21 protein-coding genes are annotated in these 18,668 nt (G+C 65.7%); 10 read left to right on the top strand and 11 right to left on the bottom strand.

Features of this window, described 5'->3' with window-relative positions; genetic code table 11:
• Nucleotides 1-10: 10 nt before the first annotated feature.
• From DFO63_RS21685 to DFO63_RS21670, 4 genes are all read right to left on the bottom strand, one after another.
• Complete coding sequence (locus tag DFO63_RS21685; protein WP_119007859.1) at nt 11-988, bottom strand: MsnO8 family LLM class oxidoreductase; 978 nt, start codon at nt 986-988, stop codon at nt 11-13.
• A gap of 14 nt (nt 989-1,002) precedes the next feature.
• A complete protein-coding gene (locus DFO63_RS21680; RefSeq protein ID WP_012510830.1) occupies nt 1,003-1,365 on the bottom strand; it encodes a DUF3088 family protein in 363 nt (120 codons plus the stop codon).
• Between the two features lie 157 nt (nt 1,366-1,522).
• Complete coding sequence (gene msuE / locus DFO63_RS21675; RefSeq protein WP_119007858.1) at nt 1,523-2,104, bottom strand: FMN reductase; 582 nt, start codon at nt 2,102-2,104, stop codon at nt 1,523-1,525.
• Between the two features lie 80 nt (nt 2,105-2,184).
• On the bottom strand, nt 2,185-4,761 hold the full coding sequence (locus tag DFO63_RS21670; protein ID WP_119007857.1) for a TonB-dependent receptor: 2,577 nt from the start codon (nt 4,759-4,761) through the stop codon (nt 2,185-2,187).
• 316 nt (nt 4,762-5,077) lie between these two features.
• On the opposite strand from DFO63_RS21670, the gene ftrA reads away from it, so the two are divergent.
• Both ftrA and DFO63_RS21660 read left to right on the top strand, forming a co-directional pair.
• Complete coding sequence (gene ftrA, locus DFO63_RS21665) at nt 5,078-6,079, top strand: transcriptional regulator FtrA (RefSeq protein WP_119007856.1); 1,002 nt, start codon at nt 5,078-5,080, stop codon at nt 6,077-6,079.
• Nucleotides 6,080-6,158: 79 nt separating this feature from the next.
• The gene (locus DFO63_RS21660; protein WP_119007855.1) at nt 6,159-7,403 is read left to right on the top strand and encodes a hypothetical protein; all 1,245 of its coding nucleotides are present in this window, start codon (nt 6,159-6,161) and stop codon (nt 7,401-7,403) included.
• Between the two features lie 18 nt (nt 7,404-7,421).
• Here DFO63_RS21660 and DFO63_RS21655 read toward each other — a convergent pair whose 3' ends face one another.
• From DFO63_RS21655 to DFO63_RS21645, 3 genes are all read right to left on the bottom strand, one after another.
• Nucleotides 7,422-7,922, bottom strand: coding sequence for a hypothetical protein (locus DFO63_RS21655; protein ID WP_119007854.1), 501 nt, complete (start codon nt 7,920-7,922; stop codon nt 7,422-7,424).
• A gap of 91 nt (nt 7,923-8,013) precedes the next feature.
• A complete protein-coding gene (locus DFO63_RS21650; protein WP_119007853.1) occupies nt 8,014-8,601 on the bottom strand; it encodes a TetR/AcrR family transcriptional regulator in 588 nt (195 codons plus the stop codon).
• Nucleotides 8,602-8,709: 108 nt separating this feature from the next.
• Nucleotides 8,710-9,654 (bottom strand): AraC family transcriptional regulator, encoded by a 945-nt coding sequence (locus tag DFO63_RS21645; protein ID WP_119007852.1) that lies wholly within the window; start codon nt 9,652-9,654, stop codon nt 8,710-8,712.
• Between the two features lie 102 nt (nt 9,655-9,756).
• Between DFO63_RS21645 and DFO63_RS21640 the strand changes: the two genes are divergently transcribed.
• Nucleotides 9,757-10,596 carry an oxidoreductase gene (locus tag DFO63_RS21640; RefSeq protein WP_119007851.1) on the top strand — a complete coding sequence of 280 codons (840 nt, stop codon included), beginning with the start codon at nt 9,757-9,759 and terminating at the stop codon, nt 10,594-10,596.
• A gap of 48 nt (nt 10,597-10,644) precedes the next feature.
• On the opposite strand, the gene DFO63_RS21635 is transcribed toward DFO63_RS21640, so the two are convergent.
• Nucleotides 10,645-12,414, bottom strand: a complete 1,770-nt coding sequence (locus tag DFO63_RS21635; RefSeq protein ID WP_119007850.1) for an oleate hydratase — start codon at nt 12,412-12,414, stop codon at nt 10,645-10,647.
• A 141-nt stretch (nt 12,415-12,555) separates the two neighbouring features.
• Nucleotides 12,556-13,080, bottom strand: coding sequence for a GNAT family N-acetyltransferase (locus DFO63_RS21630; RefSeq protein ID WP_049445799.1), 525 nt, complete (start codon nt 13,078-13,080; stop codon nt 12,556-12,558).
• A 166-nt stretch (nt 13,081-13,246) separates the two neighbouring features.
• Between DFO63_RS21630 and DFO63_RS21625 the strand changes: the two genes are divergently transcribed.
• From DFO63_RS21625 to DFO63_RS21595, 7 genes are all read left to right on the top strand, one after another.
• Nucleotides 13,247-13,702 carry an SRPBCC domain-containing protein gene (locus tag DFO63_RS21625; RefSeq protein WP_049445797.1) on the top strand — a complete coding sequence of 152 codons (456 nt, stop codon included), beginning with the start codon at nt 13,247-13,249 and terminating at the stop codon, nt 13,700-13,702.
• A gap of 10 nt (nt 13,703-13,712) precedes the next feature.
• The gene (locus DFO63_RS21620; RefSeq protein ID WP_119007849.1) at nt 13,713-14,045 is read left to right on the top strand and encodes a metalloregulator ArsR/SmtB family transcription factor; all 333 of its coding nucleotides are present in this window, start codon (nt 13,713-13,715) and stop codon (nt 14,043-14,045) included.
• Nucleotides 14,046-14,047: 2 nt separating this feature from the next.
• Nucleotides 14,048-14,506, top strand: a complete 459-nt coding sequence (locus DFO63_RS21615; protein WP_014036928.1) for an SRPBCC family protein — start codon at nt 14,048-14,050, stop codon at nt 14,504-14,506.
• A 135-nt stretch (nt 14,507-14,641) separates the two neighbouring features.
• Complete coding sequence (locus DFO63_RS21610; RefSeq protein WP_119007848.1) at nt 14,642-15,061, top strand: helix-turn-helix domain-containing protein; 420 nt, start codon at nt 14,642-14,644, stop codon at nt 15,059-15,061.
• Nucleotides 15,058-15,924 carry an alpha/beta hydrolase gene (locus tag DFO63_RS21605; protein WP_119007847.1) on the top strand — a complete coding sequence of 289 codons (867 nt, stop codon included), beginning with the start codon at nt 15,058-15,060 and terminating at the stop codon, nt 15,922-15,924. Before DFO63_RS21610 ends, DFO63_RS21605 begins: the two co-directional genes overlap by 4 nt.
• Nucleotides 15,917-16,294: a DUF4180 domain-containing protein gene (locus DFO63_RS21600; protein ID WP_119007846.1), complete on the top strand. Its 378-nt coding sequence runs from the start codon at nt 15,917-15,919 to the stop codon at nt 16,292-16,294. Before DFO63_RS21605 ends, DFO63_RS21600 begins: the two co-directional genes overlap by 8 nt.
• Before the next feature lie 97 nt (nt 16,295-16,391).
• A complete protein-coding gene (locus DFO63_RS21595) occupies nt 16,392-17,156 on the top strand; it encodes a hypothetical protein (RefSeq protein ID WP_101765332.1) in 765 nt (254 codons plus the stop codon).
• Here the strand turns inward: DFO63_RS21595 and DFO63_RS21590 are convergent.
• Complete coding sequence (locus DFO63_RS21590) at nt 17,153-17,935, bottom strand: 3-hydroxybutyrate dehydrogenase (protein WP_101765331.1); 783 nt, start codon at nt 17,933-17,935, stop codon at nt 17,153-17,155. The genes DFO63_RS21595 and DFO63_RS21590 overlap by 4 nt on opposite strands.
• A gap of 61 nt (nt 17,936-17,996) precedes the next feature.
• On the bottom strand, nt 17,997-18,476 hold the full coding sequence (locus tag DFO63_RS21585; protein WP_158297993.1) for a tetratricopeptide repeat protein: 480 nt from the start codon (nt 18,474-18,476) through the stop codon (nt 17,997-17,999).
• Nucleotides 18,477-18,668: the final 192 nt, after the last annotated feature.

The following is an 18,668-nucleotide window of genomic DNA, read 5'->3' as shown; positions in this document are numbered from 1 at the left end:
CTCCTGCAGGTCAGGCCACCGCCGCGCGTGGCGCGGGCGACAGCAGTTCAAGGGATGTCAGGCGTGCGTCCAGGTCGGCCACCGGTGCATCGAGGATGAATTCGCCCACGCCGAAACGCCGGTGCAGTGCGTCCAGTTCGTCACGCACGTGCTGCGCATCACCGGACAGCACGCTGGGGCGCGTTTCTTCGATGCGGAAGTCGGCCACGCCCACCTGGCGCGCGTACTCGGCAGCTGCTTCGGAGCTGGGCAGATTCACCGTCTGCCCGGGACCGAGGTGCAGCTTGTAGACGCGCAGCGCACCGATATGACGCGCCGCGGCTTCGGCGGTCGGCGCGGCGAAGGCCACCGTGGCCAGCAGCGGTGGCTGCGTGGAAGCGCTGCGGTAGGCATCGAACGCGGCCTCGATATGCTTTGGGTCACCATCGAAGTGCGCGGCGTAGACGAAGCGCCAGCCGAGCTCGGCCGCCTGGTTTGCGCTCTGCGGGCTGGCGCCGAGCAGGAAACGTTCCGGCACCTGCTGTGGAACCGGCCGTGCCTGTGCCTCGGTTTCGGCGCCGGACAGATAGCCTTCCAGGTCGCGCAGTTGCTGGTCGAAGTCGGCGAACGCCGGGCGCCCGGCCGCCAGCGCGGCGGTCGAGGCCGGCAGGCCACCGGGGGCCTTGCCCACACCCAGATCGACGCGCCCTGGCGCCAACGCTGCCAGCAGGTTGAAGTTCTCCGCCACTTTGTAGGGTGCGTAGTGGCGCAGCATGACCCCACCACTACCGATGCGGATGCGCCGGGTCTGTGCCAGTACCCACGCAGCCAGCACTTCCGGTGCCGGGCTGGCCAGCGTCGGCGCAGCATGGTGCTCGGCAAACCAGTAGCGGTGGTAGCCCAGCTGCTCGGCGCGCTGCGCCAGCTGCAGGCTGTTGCGCAGCGCCTGCTCCGGCGAGGCACCTTCGGCGACCGGGCTCTTGTCCAGCACGCTGATCTGATAACTCATGGTCGCGTCCTCGCTCAGGGGTGGGCCACGGGAATGCCAAGCAAGCCGTTCAGCGCGGCCAGGATCGGCTCGGCACCGGAGATGTACTGGCGGTCCTGGTGCGCGCCACTGGCCAGTTCGCTGCGCACGCCTTGAGGCAGCACCAGCTTCGGCAGCGACTGGTCCTGCTCGCCGATCTCGGCGATCACCTCCCGGCGCGGCCGGGCAAAGCCGATGCGGCGTACGTCCAGCTGCGCGTCCAGGCCATCGATGCTCGACAGCGCGCCCTCCAGCAACAGGCTGTGCCGGCAGAAGAAGCGCTGGCCGGGAATCTGGCCGTCCTCGAACTCACGGTCGAGCAGGAACAGGATGGGTTTGCTTGCTGCGTCGAAAGTCACTGGGGTCGTCCTCATCGGGGCCGGCAATGCGATGCCGCTTCGATATCGATGCTAGAGATGTCGGCGGCCGCGGCAGCGATGCCTGGCGACAATCGGCGGTCAGATCCGGCCATGCAAATGCGGCGTGGCCATAAGCAAAGCGCTGCCGGTTATGGCGTCAGGCGATGCGTCGCAGCGGCGCCGCCACGGCCAGCGCCTGCGTAGCCAGATGGCCGGCTGCGCGCTCGGTCGCCAGCGCGATGCGTGCCTGCAAGGCTGCACTGTTGATGCGCTCGCCCTCGAAGTCGGCGGGCGTGGCATACACGCCGATCGGCAGCGTGTGCGCCTGCAGGAAACTGAACAACGGCCGCAGCTGGTGGTCGATCACCAGCGCATGGCGCTCGCTGCCACCGGTCGCTGCCAGCAGCACCGGCGTATCCACCAGCGCCTCCAGCCCGATGAAGTCGACCAGGTGCTTGAACAACCCAGGATACGAGCCGCGATACACCGGCGCGGCCACCACCAGCAGCTCTGCCGCCTCGATAGCCTGCAGTGCCTGCTCCACTGCCGGCCCCGCCTCATCGCGCGACAACGACTGGCCCAGTGAACGCGCGATCGGCGCCAGCTCCACCAGCTCCACGCTGGCGTGCACCCGCTGCTGCAGCGAGTCCAGCAGATGCCGCACCAGCAACAACGTGCGCGACGTCGCCGAGCTGGTCGGCGACCCCACCAATGCAACCACCTTCAATGCAGAAGACATGAACTGCTCCTCGATGATGCCGAACTACGTCCGGCCGCCTTTCGCTTCTGTAGAGTCGAGCCATGCTCGACTGCTCCAGATCAGAACCGGTAACTGACCCGCCCATACCAGTACGCACCCACATTGCTCAGCACATCGCCGCTGTCCCAGGTGGTCTCGATACTCGCCGCATCGGTCGCACTGCGCGCGTACTCCGGCACCTTGCGCGTGCGCTTGTCGAACACGTTGTTGATGCCCAGCGCCGCGCTCCAGCCCCCACCCAGCTCCACGCCGCCGGACAGGTTGGTCACCAGCACCGGCGGCTGCCGGTACTCCACGCCGTTGTTCAGCCGCTTGATCGGGCCGTAGTAGGTGAAGTCCAGGTTCGAGCGCCAGCGCCCGTGCTGCCAGCCCAATCCCGCCACCTGCGTATAGCTGGGCGTGCGGAAGCGCAGCGCGTACTCGCTGGATTTGGTCAGCAGGTTGATGTTAGGCAGGCCCTGCAGCGCCGCCGGAATGTCGCTCACCTTCTGGATCGTGGTACGGCCGACATTGGCCGCGTAGCTCCAGCGCAGCTTGCCCCAGGCGGTTTCCTGGTTCGCTTCCAGGGTCAGCTCCACACCGCGTGTACGGGTATTGCCCACGTTGGTGAAATAGCTGGCGTAGAACGCATCACCCGGCAGGATGCTGATGCCGGCCGAACCCAGCAGCGCATCGATGGTGCTCTTCTGCGCCGCACTCAGCACCGTCCCGCTGTTGTCGGTGATGCGCGCCGGATCCTGCGCGTTGTAGCCGATCTGGCTGGACTGGCCGAGCTGGCCGCGGATGTCGATCTGATAGGCATCCACTGCCAGGTGGAAGGCCGGGCTCGGATCCCAGGTCACGCCCAGGCTGTAGTTGGTGGCCTTCTCTGGCTTCAGCGGCGTTGCGCCCAGCGCGAGAGCCGCCGGCGAAGACACCTGCGCCACCAGCGTGGTCCCGCACGGGCAGCTGCCGGTTGCCTGGTAGTACTGCGCACCCAGGCTGGGCGCGTGGAAGCCATTGCTGACCGTTGCCCGCACACCCAGCGCGTCGGTGAAATCGAAGCGCGTGGTCAGGCGGCCGGTGGAAACGCTGCCGAAATCGGAATGGTCTTCCCAGCGCGCGGCAGCATCCAGGTACCAGCGCGAGGTGATGTTGGTGGCCGCACCCACGTACACCGCCTTGCTGCTACGGGTCGCCTTCACCGCGTCGGCGGTGGAATAGCCGACGAAGGCTGCAGCGCCGAAGCCGGTATACGACTCCCACTGCCCCGCCCCGCGCTCGTACTGTTCGTGCTGATACTCGGCGCCCGCGCTCACCTCCAGCGGCGAAGCAAATGCCGCCACCTCGAAACCACGGCGCAGGTCGAGGTTGGCAATGCCCTGCTGGTAGTCCAGCTTGCCGTCGTAGAAATCGGTGGGCGAACCGGGGTACGGCAGCGAGTAGTTCACCGAATTACGGGTATAGGTGCGCACTGTGCTGCGGTTGCCGGTCAGGCTGGCGTCGTAGTCCCAACCCGCGATCTGGCCTTTCACACCGGCCGTACCGGTGTACTGCTTTTCCTTGGTTTCCAGCACCGGCAGGAAGCCATCGGGAAACACGCTCAGCACGCCGGGGGCCTTGTAGGTGGTGAAGATCGTCGCCGGCAGGCGGAAGTTCTGGATCGCCTGCGCGGTGCGGTCGCTGGCCGTGGCGTTGGCGTAGAACTGCGCGCTCTCACCCAGACCATGGCCCACGTTCACCGCGAAGGCCTTCAACGCATACGACGGCGAGCTGAGGATGGTATTGGCTTCGGCATTGCGGCTGGCCTCGGCCGGGTTCGGCGCGGCACCTGCTGGCAATCGATTGTTCGGCCGCAGCGCCACCAGATTGCCGTTGCCATCCACGGCCGGATAGCTCAGGTAGCCGTCGATGTAGCGCCGGGTGCGGATTGCATGGTGCTGGCGGGTGGTCTCACCGGACAGGTTGATGAAGCCATCCTCGCCCCACGGCAGGCCGACGTTGGCGCGCACGCTGGTACGCGAACCATCACCATCGATGCTCTGCCCGCTCTCCACCGACACATCACCACCGTGTGCCTGCGATTTCAGGATCACGTTGACCACGCCGGTGATCGCATCCGAACCGTAGATGGCCGAAGCGCCATCGCGCAGTACTTCCACATGGTCGATGGCCGAGACCGGAATCAACGCCAGGTCCGCCCAGGCATGGCCGGGGAAGCCGCCCCCATTGGCACCGCTCACATAGGCACTGGCATTGCGGCGCTTGCCGTTGACCAGTACCAGTGTGTAGCCCGGCGACAGGTTGCGCAGCTGATAGCCGCGGATGAGGCTTTCCTGATCACTCTGGTAGCCACCGATCTGGCTCAGCGACGGCAGGCTGCGCTGCAGCGCTTCCAGCAGGTTGCCCTGCCCGGTAGCAGCGAGGTCCTCGGCGGAGATCACGTCGATCGGTGTGGAACTGTTCTTTACCGTGCGCGTGCTGGTGCGTGAGCCGGTCACCACCACCGCATCCAGCGTGGATGCAGCAACATTGGCCGTCGCCGCGGTGGTGGCAGGATCCGCATCGGCTTCCGCGGCATGGCTGGGCGTCGCAGCGAGGGCGGCTGCGATCAGGACGGCAAGAGTGCTCAGGACTGGGGCGTAGGCGGCAGGCATGGGGGCTCGTGGGGGTGGGCCGGAAACACGCTTCCATTCAAGGGCCTGTTCACCCACCGCGACAGGCGGGATCGCGTCACCCAGCCGTAACATCCGGCCACCCACATGACCGCTGGTAATGACGTTAGGCGGCCTGCACACACGGGGTTGGATCCCTTTCCAAAGGAAAGGGCTCCGACCCCAGGCACGCATCCCTTCACGGGGTCAGAGCCCTTCCTGCGGAAGGGATCCGACCCCAGCCTCCATATGCCCGCCCAGCATCACCTCATGCCCGCGCACCACTCAGCGCCCCGCACCGCCGCCGTAGCATCAAGCCATGCCCAGCCCACCCGCCGATCCCACCGCGCCGCTCGTCGCCATCGTTGCCTGCCACGGCCAGGGGCTGTTCGAGTTCGGCTGTGCGGTGGGCCTGTTCGCGCCGATAAGGCCCGAGCTGGGCGTCGCCTGGTACCGCACCCAGCTGTGCGCAGGCGAGCCCGGCGCACTGCGCATGCTCGGCAGCACCCAGGTGCAGCTGCCCTACGATCTCGGTAGCGTCGATGACGCCGACATCATCGTCATCCCCGGTTGGCGCGAACCCAGCGAACGTCCACCGCAGGCCCTGCTCGATGCACTCATCCGCGCCCACGCTCGTGGCGCGCGCATCGCCTCGATCTGCTCCGGTGCCTTCGTGCTGGCCTGGGCCGGCCTGCTCGATGGCCGCCAGGCCACCACCCACTGGCGCCTCACCGAAGCGCTCGCGCGCGAGTTCCCGCGCATCGACGTGCGCGAGGACGTGCTGTACGTGGACACCGGCAGCATCATCACTTCGGCCGGCTCGGCCACCGGCATGGACATGATGCTGCACATGGTGCGCAAGGATTACGGCGCACGCGTGGCCAACCTGGTGGCCGAACGACTGGTGTTGGCACCCTGGCGTGATGCCGGACGCAGCCAGCGTGTCAGCCGCGCCATTCCCCATGGCGAGCCCTCGCGCCTGGCAAAACTGATGGAATGGATGCGCCGCAACCTGCGCGAACCACACTCGCTTGGCAGCCTCGCCGAGCAGGCCGCACTCAGCCAGCGCACCCTGCAACGGCAGTTCCTGGAAGCGACCGGCCTGTCACCCATCGACTGGCTGATCCGCGAGCGCGTGGCCTTCGCCCGTGAGCTGCTGGAAACCACCGACCGGCCCTTGCAGTGGATTGCCGAGCAGGCCGGTTTTGGTTCTCAGGAATCATTCCGTCGGCATTTCCGCAGCCAGGCCGACGCCAGCCCGACCGAATACCGCAGCCAGCATCGCAATGGCATCGGTGTCGACCGCCTGGTTGGCTGCTGAGCGCCCTCGTTCCCGACTTTCCACGCCATCACCACCGCTGCACTATAGGGGCATGCCCCACACTGCCGATGGAACGGTGATGACCAACAGCTCGTACCGGAATTACCGCGTTGGCATCGGCGTGTCGCTGCTGCTGGCCGCGCTGATCGCCACGCTCTCGCTGATCGCGGTGGCTACCCCCAACCTGGGCTGGGGCGTCGTGGCGCTGGCCACCGTCGCGATCTGGGTCGGCCTCCCGCTGCTGCTGGTCCTGCTGCTGGTGTGGCTGCGCTACATGGTGCGGCAGCGCGGGCGCATGCCCGGCCGTGTACACGCGTTGATGTTCGCGCCGACCACCGCGGCCCTGCTCATCGTCCCCGTGTGGCTCTCCCTGCAACGCAGTTGGGACAGCGTTGCAGGTGGCTCGCGTGCGCCCATCGCGGAGATGCATATCAACCTCAGCGGGCACCCCCTGTGGCTGGACACCTCACCGTACGCGTCCACCGGCTCCGGCGCTGGCCCGGATCTGCCCATGCAGGGCGACACGCCCGAGCGCTTCATGGCCTTCCACCGCTACCCCAACACGCAGTCCGACGCAGACCGCGCGTTCCCGTACGAAGACGCACGCCTGAAGCGCTCCGTTGACCACTACCGCTACGCCACGCCGTCCGGAGATCGCGCCGTCACCGATGTGCCACTGGTCCGCCAGGCGTATCCGGACACCACGCCGTTCAACACCGGATGGCGCCGCACGGGCACACCAGAGCTCGTGCACCTCTATTACCACTACAGCGATCATGTGGAGGTCGCACCCACGCTGGCACGTCTCAGCGGTCTCACCGCCGACGAGCTGGAGCGCAGCCGCTTCGAAGGCCTGGTGCTGTTCAAGATCCACAACTACGGCAGCGCGCCGATCGTGCGGATGGAAGTCAATGGCACCGCACTGGATATCGGCGACAGGGCCATTGCGAGCATCCCGGTCGCGCCCGTCGATTGCACCGCCTACGGCTTTCCTGCCGGTGTCGCGCTGATGTCGCTCGACCTGCCGCTGCAGGTGCGCTGGCAGACCGTCGCTGCGCCCACGCAATGGCACAGCGCGCGCGTGCAGGTGCCCACCTTCCGGCAACCGCAGCCACTGCAGGGTCAATCAACCTTGCAGCGCGTTCTGCTGTACGTGCTGCCCGATGATGCGATGGCCGCAGAGCGCTACGCCGAGGTGTTTGACGGCGATTCGCGGCGCGGCATCAAAGCCACCGGCCTGCCGGCCAATGCTGCGGCCCACGCGCGATGTGGCAGCGCCCGCGCCACCTACGGCGAAGGCGCCGACACCGTGCTGGCTGATTGACGCCCGGCGGCGGCGCTGTCAACCACGCGCGCGTACGCTGCGCTCATGAATCATCCAGCACTGCGCCAGAAAGCCGATCGCAAACACCACCGCACACCCCAGCAGCGTCTGCTGTATCACGGGCGCCAGCGGTGCGGCGGCAACAGGGTGGCCCACCGGCAAGCGGGTCAGCGTTTCGTTCACACCCGGCACCAGCGACAGCAGGAAACTGAAGGACAGCGCGAACGTCGACAGATAGCGCGCCGAGCGTCCCAGCCAGCGTAGGCGTGCCGCCAGAACACCGCCGAACGCCACCAGCAGCACGATCACGCCGAAGGCATGGCCTGGATTGAGCCCGCCTGTGCTGGAGACGGTGAACGAGGTCGCCACCGACAGCACCAGGCCAATCAGATAAACCTTGCCCGAGCGCGTGCCGGGATCGATTGCCCGGTGGCGGATGAAGCCGTACAGACCGGCCAGGATCGGCGCCAGGCTGATGGCGGTATGGATCGCTCCGAGAAGGGAAAGGGGATGTGCCATGGAAATCTCCATTGATGAAATAAACCTACTAGTAGGCAGGCATTGAGGGCAAAAAGAAGGCCCGCGCTGCCGCAGGCCAGTACACATCACCTCAGGCGGTCGCACTCACGCGCGCGATCGCCAACCGCGCCAGCGCCGAGAACGTCGCCGCATCACCCAAACCACGGGCCGCCAGCATCGCACCGTGCACCGACGACATGAACGCCTTGGCCTCGTCTACAGCCGAACCCTGCAACTGCAGTTGACCCATGGCAGCGCCCTTCTCCAGGGTCACCGCCAGCCAGCCGCTCAGGTCCTCGAAATGGCCGCGCACTTCCTCGGCGATCTCTGCCGGAATCATCGGCGCTTCGGCGGCCAACATCGCGCAGATGCAGAACGACGACGTGCCACCTGCGATGCAGCTGGACCAGTAATCCACATAGGCGTTGAGCTCCTGCAGCGGGTCATCCAGCTGCCGGTCCAGCAGCGCCAGGCCTTCGCGCGCCTCGGCTCGGTAAAGCTCAACCACCGTGCGCACCAGGTCCGCCTTGCTGGGGAAATGGTGATGGATGCTGGCCTTGCTGATGTTCACCCGTGCCGACACGTCGGCATAGCTGAAACCGTTGTAACCACCGGCTTCCAGCAGCGATCGGGCATGCGCCAGGATCTCCTGGGCCTTTGGCGAGAGCGACTCTTTCATGAGTCTTAACCTACTAGTAGGTAGGCCTCCTGTCAACCACTCAGATTCCCTGGTAGTGCCGGCCGCTGGCCGGCATGTCGAGAACGCCGGGGAAACCCCGGCGGCCACTCAATGCGAAGACACGTACAGCGCATCCGCTGGTGGCGGTGGCAGCGCAAAACTCCGCCGCATCCGCGCCACCTCGGCTGCCGGCGGCAGGGCGAACAGGCGCTTGAACTCGCGGTTGAACTGGGACGGGCTGGCATACCCCACCGCCAGCGATGCAGCCTCTGCGGTCATCGCCTCCCGCAGCATCAGCAGCCGTGCCTGGTGCAGGCGAGTGGACTTCACGTACTGCATCGGCGACGTACCGGTAATCGCGCGGAAGTGGTCGTGGAAGGTCGCCACGCTCATGCCCGCCTCGGCCGCCAGCCGGCCCACGTCCAACGCAGTGGCAAACGAGGCGTGGATCGTACGCAGCACCCTGCCGATGCTGCCGAAGCGGCCGCGCATGGCCAGCGCCTCGCGCATCGCGCCGCCCTGTGCGCCGGTCAGCACGCGGAAGTACACCTCACGCACCAGCGCCGGCCCGAGCACGGTAGCCTCCAACGGGTCAGCCAGTGCCTCCAGCAGGCGCAGCACCGTGGCCTGCATCGGCGCCTGCATCGGGCTGGACATCATGCTCTGTGCCGGTGCCTCCGATGTGCCCGCCTGTTCGCCCAGTTCAATCAATAGATCCGCGGCCAACTGCAGATCCAGATGCAGGTAGATCGCCAGCAGCGGCGCCTCTGCAGAAGCATCGGTTTCCATCGTGAACGGCACCGGCACCGAAACTGCCAGGTAGTGCTGCGCGTCGTACTGGTAGACCTCACCGCCCAGGTAGCCACGCTTCACGCCCTGGCAGACGATCACGATGCCAGGGTCATACAGCACCGGCGTACGTGCCAGAGGTCGGTCGGATCGCAGCAAGCGCACTCCGGGCAACGGCGTGAGCGTATAGCCCTCCTCCACCGCCAGCGTCTTCAGCAGGCCGACCATGCGTGCCTGCACCTGTCGTTGCAGGGAATCGACCACTGGCACTCCAGAGGAATAGGCAAGAATGGTCGAATCCTAGGCCTGGGGTGATCGCCCTTCAAGCACTAACGTGCAAGCCCTGTCCACCATGAGCGCCTGCCGATGCCCCCGTTCCGCCTTCTCCTCATCACCGGCGCCAGCAGCGGCTTCGGCCGTGCCCTCGCCCAGCAGGCACTGCTAGCCGGCCATCGCGTAGTCGGCACCGTGCGCAACGAATCCGCCCGCCAGGCGTTCGAAACGCTGGCGCCCGGCCGCGCATTCGGCCGCCTGCTGGACGTCACCGATGCCGATGCCATCAATGCGCTCGTCACCGAAGTCGAAACCAACGTCGGCAGCATCGACGTGCTGGTCAACAACGCCGGCTACGGACACGAAGGCATCCTCGAGGAATCCACGCTCGCCGAGCTGCGGCAGCAGTTCGAGGTGAACGTGTTCGGCCCGGCCGCGCTGATCAAGGCCGTGCTGCCGCACATGCGCGCGCGCCGCCGCGGCCATATCCTCAACATCACCTCCATGGGCGGCTTCATCACGATGCCCGGCATCGCCTGGTACTGCGGCAGCAAGTTCGCACTCGAAGGTATCAGCGAAGTGCTTGGCAAGGAGGTTGCGCCGTTCGGCATCCACGTCACCGCCGTCGCGCCGGGCTCCTTCCGCACCGACTGGGCAGGCCGTTCGATGGCGCGGGCACCGCGCAGCATTGAAGACTACGACGCGATGTTCGACCCCATCCGCAGCGCGCGTGAGGCAAAGAGTGGCCACCAGCTCGGTGATCCGCTGAAGGCTGCGCAGGCCATGCTGCAGGTCATCGACAGCGACGCGCCGCCCAGCCACCTGCTGCTGGGCAGCGACGCACTGCAGCTGGTGCGGGCGAAGCTCGCATCGCTGGGCGACAGCATCGACGCCTGGGAACACCTGACCCGCACGACCGACGGCGTCGCTTGAGGCCCGTAGGCAGCCGATGGTTTCATCGGCTGCCACCATTCCACCCGCTCAGTCTTCCTGCACCAGCTTGAACTCGCGCAGCAGGCCACCGATCTGGGTCTTGTCCAGCTTGTTCATCAGCAGGTTGCGCAGGAACGCCGGCCCAGGAATATCCAGTTCCTTGCCATCGCGCAGGCGACCGGTCGCGGCCAGCAGCGAGCGCACGTCGTAGGTGGAATTGAACACCTCCGGCACACCGCGTTCGATCCCCAGCAGGGTGTACACCGCTTCCATCGGTGTGCGCACCGAATACTCGGTGGTGAAGATGCAGTCGCGCTGCTTCGATTCGGCAAACTGCCCGATGAAGGCGAAGTTCACCGCCCCCTCCGGCACCACGTCCGGGCGGTCACCGGCCTGGCGCGGCATGAAGAACGCGGTGATGTACGGCATCATCACCGGCACCGTCTTCGCACCGGTCGCGGCCAGCTCATCGATCTCTTCCACCGGCACGCCCAGGTGGTACAGCCACTCACGGGTGATCTCCTCGCCGGTGCACTCCTGCATCGGCTTCTTCACGTAATCGCCGGGCCTATCCACAAACAGCGAGTACACCCAGACCACGATCTGGTCCTTGGGTTGATTCTTGAAATGCGGTTGCCGGTTCACGGTCCAGCTCATCAACCAGCGCGAATCGCGCACGCTGACGATGCCGCCGGTCACCACCTTGCCGCTGAACGGGTCGCGCTTGGCGATCGTCTGGATGTAGGCCGGGATGCGCGCATCCAGCGTGGTCACCGTCGCCGACTCCCACTTGGTCTGCGGAATGTGCGCACCGAACACATCCGGGCGGCCGAACGCAGGATCCCTGGCAGCAATGCGTCGCCACAGATCCCAGGCCGGCGCCGGCCCCTCGTTCAATCGCGCAGCCGTGTGGTGATCGCCATTGTCCGAGTTCTCGGTCAACGAACCGATCGTCATGAACACAAGGTCATCCGCGCTCAGATCCACGCCACCGGCTACACCGTCACGCGTCCAGTGGATGCGCGTGGCCTGCTTGCGGCCGGCCGCCAGATCGAAGTCGACGTCGGTCACCTCGGTGCCGTACTGGAACACCACGCCCTGGTCCTGCAACCACCTCACCAGCGGCAGCACCAGCGATTCATACTGGTTGTACTTGGTGAACTTCAGTGCCGAAAAATCCGGCAGGCCACCGATGTGGTGGATGAAGCGATGCAGGTACAGCTTCATCTCCAGCGCCGAATGCCACTCCTCGAACGCGAACATGGTGCGCCAGTACAGCCAGAAGTTGCTGTCCAGGAAATCACGGCCCAGCACCTCGTCGATGCGCTTGTTCTCCATCTCCTGCCGGGTGGCCAGGAACAGCGCGATGATGTCCTTCTGCGCCTGCTCGGTCAGGGTGAACAGGCCGTCGGTGTGCGCATCTTCGCCGCGATTGATCGTGGCACGCTGCAGCGAATAGTTCGGGTCGTCCTTGTTCAACCAGTAGAACTCGTCCAGCACGCTGGCATCTTCAATCTCCAGCGACGGAATCGAGCGGAACAGATCCCACAGGCACTCGAAGTGGTCTTCCATCTCGCGGCCGCCGCGGATCACGAAGCCCTTTTCCGGCACCTTCAGGCCATCCAGCGCGCCGCCGGCTATCTGCTGCTGCTCAAGGACAGTGATGTGCTCACCGGCCATGCGGCCATCGCGCACCAGGAACGCGGCGCCGGCCAGCGAGGCCAGGCCCGAACCGACGAACCATGCGCGCTTGCCGTCGACACCGGCGGGCTTGCGCGGACGCGCGAAGGCTTCGTAGTTGCCACTGCTGTAGTACATGCGTTGCTCCTTCCTGGAGGGGGTCATCAGGAACCCGCAGTGGAATGACACAGCCATTCCATGCAGGTCATGGCCCTACTCTAGCGCCGAACCGATGTACCGTTTCCTGCACGCACGCTGCGACCGAATGACGCAGCCACTTCAGAGCTGTCGCCCCAGCAGCATGCCCGGCCAGCCATCCACGTTGAAAGGCGCGATGCGCGTATAGCCGCAGGACTCATAGAAGCGCACCAGATCACCGTTGCCACCGCCGTAGCAGTCCACGCGCAGATGGTCGAGCCCGGCAGCGCGCGCCTGCTCATCGGCAAAGGCCATCAGGCGCCGGCCGATGCCACGCACGCGCACGTCACGCGATGCCACCAGTACCCGCACATACAGTTCCGGGCCGGTGGGCGCAGGCACATAGGGCATCGACTCGCCCAGCGCCAGGAACGCGCGCACATCACCCTGCTCGTTCTGCGCAACCCATGCACCCGGCAGCGCGCACGCATCGGTCACCTGGGTGATCCGGCGCGGCATCGTGGACCAGGGCTCGCTGCCCCATTGCTGCAGATTGCCGATCGATACGAACCATTCGATCACCTCATCGAACAGCGCCAGCACCGCGGGGGCATCGGCCTCGCTGGCACGGTGGATGTTCAAGATGTCCTTTCCAGCTTCAGTCATGCATGCACTCCCTGACGTTCCGTAGATCCAGTAGTGCCAGGCCATGCCTGGCAGGTGCCCAGTGTATTGATCCAGTCCACCGTTCACCGGATTTGACATGCAGGCATTTACCTGCATATAGTCCAATCAAGGGCGGCGCCTGCCGGCCCATCGCGAGGAACCCGCAATGGTGGATATCGCACACAGGGTCGGCATCAAGGCCCCCGCAAGCCAGGTGTACCAGGCCCTGGCCACGCCCGAAGGCGTCGCCGCCTGGTGGGCCGAAGACACCCAGGGCGACCGCGAGGTCGGCGGCACGGTCAAGGCACGCTTCACGAACAACGGCCAGGAGATCGGCGCGATGGAAATGAAGCTGGAACAGCTCATTCCAGGCGAGCTCGTGCTCTGGCGGTTCCTCGCCGGTCCCGCCGAATGGATCGGCACCCACGCGCGCTTCGTGCTGAAGCAGGAAGGCGACTACTGCATCGTCCTGTTCACCCACGAGGGCTGGAAAGAGCGCGTCGAGTTCACCTCCCACTGCAGCACCAAATGGGCGGTGTTCCTGATGAGCCTGAAGGCGCTGCTGGAAACCGGCAAGGGCCAGCCCAACCCACACGACGTCAGGATCGACAACTGGAACTGAAGACATCCCCATGGCGGTAGACAACATGCGCGACGCAGACAAGGTCTTCAAGGCACTGGCCGATCCCACGCGCCGGACGCTGCTGGACCTGCTCTGCGAAGACAACGGGCAGTCGCTCGGCCAGCTGTGCGACCACCTGGATATGGCCCGGCAATCGGTCACCCAGCACCTCGGCCTGCTGGAAGACGCCAACCTGATCAGCACCGTGCGCCGTGGCCGCGAGAAGCTGCACTTCATCAACCCGGTGCCCCTGCATGAAGTCTACGAGCGCTGGGTACGCAAGTTCGAGCAGCAGCGCCTGAGCCTGCTGCATGACCTGAAACGAGAACTGGAAGGAGAATGACGATGTCCGCAGAGACCACCCGCTTCATCCACGTGATCTACATCGCGTCCACCCCGCAGAAGGTGTTCGAGGCCATCACCCGCCCCGAGATCGCCAGCCGTTACTGGGGCCACGAAAACGTCTCGGACTGGAAACCCGGCTCGCGCTGGCAGCATGTACGTGCCAACGAAACACGCTCGGTCGAACTGGTGGGAGAAGTGGTGGAAAGCACTCCACCCTCGCGGCTGGTCATCACCTGGGCCGCCGCCTCGCAGGCCGAGAACCCGGACGCCTACAGCCGCGTCACCTTCGATATCGTGCCCTACCAGGACATGGTGCGCCTGACCGTCACCCACGACGAACTGGAACCGGGCAGCGGCATGGATACCGGCATCCGCCAGGGCTGGCCGATCGTGCTTTCCAGCCTGAAGTCGCTGCTGGAGACGGGCAAGGGCTTGGATGTGTTTGCGAAGCCAGCGTAGTCGTCGGGATGGTTGGCCCGCGCGAGCGGCACCGGGCAGATGGCCCCCCGGTCGCCGCCGCCGCACAATACCAAATCGCTCCCACAAATTGCATTTCATGGAACAATAGGGAGCACATGGTTCTCGAGTTCCGATATGTCCCCCGCGTTGCTAACTGTCGAACAGGCTGCCCAGCAGCTCAGCCTGCACCCCAAAACCGTCCTGCGGCATATCCGTAGCGGCCAACTGCGCGCGACCCGCATCGGTAAGTCCTATCGCATCACCGCTGAAGACCTCGACGTGTTCACCGGCACCGTGCGTGAGCCCTCCGCTGCGCGCCCACAGCTGACCACGGTAGTGGATATTCCCGGATGCGGTGCGGCACGTGCCGCCGACTTGGTCCGTGCCCTGCATGCGCGCGTCACCGGCCGCGAGGCCGACGATGAGCCGCTGCGCATGGAGACGATCTATTCGCCTGAGCACGATGTGCTCAAGCTGATCGTGATCGGTGGCCTGGCAGGTTCCACGGCGCTGCTGGTCAGCCTGCAGCGTCTGCTGCAGGACCACAGCACATGAAGCGGCAGCGCCCCGGCATTCCCACGCAGCGCGTACTTGCCGCCTACCGCCAGGTGCTTTCGGACTGGCCGGTACCACACGAATCGCACCATCTCGCCACCCGCGCCGGTTCGACATTTGTGGTCAGCTGCGGCTCCGAACACGGCCCTGCCCTGGTGCTGCTGCATGGCACCCTCAGCAATGCCGCCAGCTGGATGTTCGATGCCGCACGTTGGAGCGAGTACTACCGCGTGCATGCCGTCGACATCATTGGCGAACCAGGTCTCAGCGAAGGCACGCAACCAGCGCTGGACAGCGATGCGCATGCGCAATGGCTGGATGATGTCCTCGACGCACTCGGCGTGCAAAGCGCTGCATTCGTGGGCCTGTCGTTCGGCGGTTTCCTGGCAATGGATTACGCGTTGCGAAGGCCTGCCCGGGTCAACGCACTGGTCCTGGTCAGCCCCTCGGGTATCGGGCGCCAGCGTGCATTCCTGCTCAAGGCGCTCCCATTGTTGCTGCTTGGCCGATGGGGGCGCGAGCGCCTGCGCCGTGCGGTCATGGGCCCCGCGCCACTGCATGCACCTGCACGTGCGCAGCCGCTGCTCGACCTGCTGGCATTGATCCGTGCCGAGGTCTGGCCACGTCCGCTGCGCATTCCCCGCATCAGCGACGAGCGCTTGGCTACGTTGCATCCACCGGCAGCCCTTGTCATGGGCGCGCGTGATGCCCTCATCGACACCCCTGCCGCCGCCGAACGCATGAAACGGCTCGTCCCGACGGCGGACGTCACCCTGCTGGCAGACGCCTACCACTACATCCCCGGCCTGCGCGAAGACATCCTCGCCCGGCTGCGTCGACTGCAGAGCCTCCAGCATGAATGATTCCATTGAGTACATCGGCACCACCCGTATCCTGCGCACCGAGACGCAGGGCCCCGCACTGGACGGCAACGGCCTGCGTGATCTGGTCGGCGACGCCCTCGGGCACCAGGCCGAGTGGATTGCCGTGCCGGTGCAGCGCCTATCGCCGGACTTCTTCGAACTGCGCTCCGGCATGGCCGGTCAGTGGCTGCAGATGCTGGTGAACTACCGCCTGTGCTTCGCCGTGCTGGGCGATGTCAGTGCCTACCGCGCGCAGAGCGAGTCGCTGGACGCATGGATCACCGAGTGCAACCGCGGCCACAACGGCTGCTTCGTTGCCCACTGGGATGCCCTGCTGGCTCGCCTTTCGGCCCCCGCCAGCGCGGGCTGAATGTCAGCCCCACACTCACCCTCGCCGAACCCGTTTCCGACCGCACTCCGACGCCGCCCGCCACAGCATCACCCGCAGGCTCCCTAGGCGACGTTCGATGAGTGCTTCAGACGCAGATTCCCTGCACAGCAAAGTGGCGGCGGTTACCCTCGGCTTCTGGGTGATGAAGATCGCCGCCACCACCCTCGGCGAGACCGCGGGCGACCTGCTGTCGATGACGCTCAACCTGGGCTACGTGGCCAGCTCGGCCATCCTGCTGGCGATGTTCGCCGTCCTGCTGGCCGTGCAATTGTCCGCGCGGCGCTTCCATCCGGTGCTGTTCTGGTCGGTAGTGCTGGCCACCAGCACCGCCGGCACGACGATGTCCGACCTGATCGACCGCACGCTGGGGCTGGGCTACGCCACTGGCGCCAGCCTGCTCGCCGGCTGCCTGGCGCTGGTGCTGCTGGCCTGGCGCCTGTCTGAAAAGTCGATCTCGGTCAGCAACATCGCATCGCGCCGCGCCGAAGGCTTCTACTGGACCGCCGTGCTGTTCTCCAACACGCTCGGCACCGCCTTGGGCGATTTCCTCGCTGACGATTCCGGGCTGGGCTTCACCGGCGGCGCGCTACTGATCGGCAGCCTCATCGCGCTCACCGCGCTGGCCACCCGCATCAAAGGCATCAACCGGGTCATCCTGTTCTGGATCGCCTTCGTGCTCACCCGCCCGTTCGGTGCCACCTTCGGCGACCTGCTCACCAAGCCGCTGGAAAAGGGCGGCCTCGGCTTCGGCACGGTGGGCTCGTCGCTGGTGCTGTTCACCATTCTCGCCACGCTGGTCGCGCTGCCGATGCTGCAGCGGCGCGCGCAACCCGCCAATTAGCGGGCCGTCCAGCCCCCATCCACCGGCAGCGCCGCGCCGGTGATCTGGGCCGCAGCATCCGAGGCCAGGAACACCACCATCTCGCCCAGTTGCTCGGGCGTCACGAACTGCAGCGAGGGCTGTTTCTCGGCCAGCAACGCGCGCGCGGCGGTCTCTTGATCCGTACCCTCGCGCTCGGCCAACGCAGTGATCTGCTGCTCGACCAGCGCGGTACGCACCCAACCCGGGCAGATCGCATTGGCGGTGATGCCGGTGCCCGCGTTCTCCAGCGCGGTCACCTTGGTGAACCCCACCACGCCGTGCTTGGCCGCCACATAGGCCGACTTGTTCACCGAGCCGACCAGCCCGTGCACGGATGCGATGTTGATGATGCGACCGGCGCCCTGCTGCTTCATATGGGGCAAGGTCGCCGCCGTTGCATGGAACACCGCCGAGAGATTCAGCGCCAGGATCGCATCCCACTTCTCTACGGGAAACTCGTCGATCGATGCGGTGTGCTGGATACCCGCGTTGTTCACCAGGATGTCGATGCGCCCCATCGTCGTAACAGCGTGGGCGATCATGTTCCGCACCGCCTCACCACGGGACAGGTCTGCGCCATCATGCGCCACCCGTACGCCGAACTCGGTTTCCAGTTTGGTACGGATACGTTCGATCTCCGCCGCATCGCCGAAGCCATTCAGCACAATGTCGGCGCCCTGCCGCGCCAGCGCCGTGGCGATGCCAAGACCGATACCGCTGGTGGAGCCGGTGACCACCGCAACCTTTCCACTGAACATGGGCAAGCTTCCATCGGGCGTAGGCAGCCAGTGTAACGTCACCGGCCCCCGCACCCACGTTCTACGCGTCCACGCCCAATGAATACGCCAACAGGAACTCCCTGGCGTACTCATTCCCACCCTGCGCCGAAGCGCGGATCAGGTACACCGCACGTGGTACGTCCCTGGCCACACCCTTGCCATGGAACAGCGCCAGGCCAAACTCGTACATGGCCGACGGATAGCCGGCCTCCGATGCCCGCTCAAAATGCGCGGCCGCCCGCGTGACGTCCTGCTCAACGCCGTCACCCATCAGCAGGCACAGCCCCATCGAGTAGATGGCCGGGATGTAACCCTTCTCTGCGGCTCGCTTGAGGGTCGCCAAGCTGTCCGCCTCGGCGTGTGCGTCGTCCTTGCCAGCAGGTATCGAAGAAGAAAGGAACAACGCTTCGGCACAGCCACGCGCAAGAGGCGGAGCGAGCAGCCGCCGCGCCGCCGCAATGTCACCACGGTCGAGCACCGCATCGAAGTCAGTCGTGAGCTGGGTGGGCATGTTCGTCATGGCGCAGGCTTCCTTCCTGTTTGCGGGCATCCATTCGCCCTATTGGGATTATGCATGCGCGATGCCGTGCATTCCTCCAGCCCACGAGGAATGGCGACCCAATGATCTGACTCGTGGGCCAAATCGACACAACCCATTTGCCTATACGTTGTCGCAAATAGCATTGGACCCACCAAGGCATGTGGGGATATT

This window comes from Stenotrophomonas sp. AG209, assembly GCF_003550055.1.
In the GTDB taxonomy this organism is placed as follows: Bacteria; Pseudomonadota; Gammaproteobacteria; order Xanthomonadales; family Xanthomonadaceae; genus Stenotrophomonas.
The sequence above is the reverse complement of the archived record's forward strand: the minus strand, read 5'-3'. Positions and strand labels throughout refer to the sequence as shown.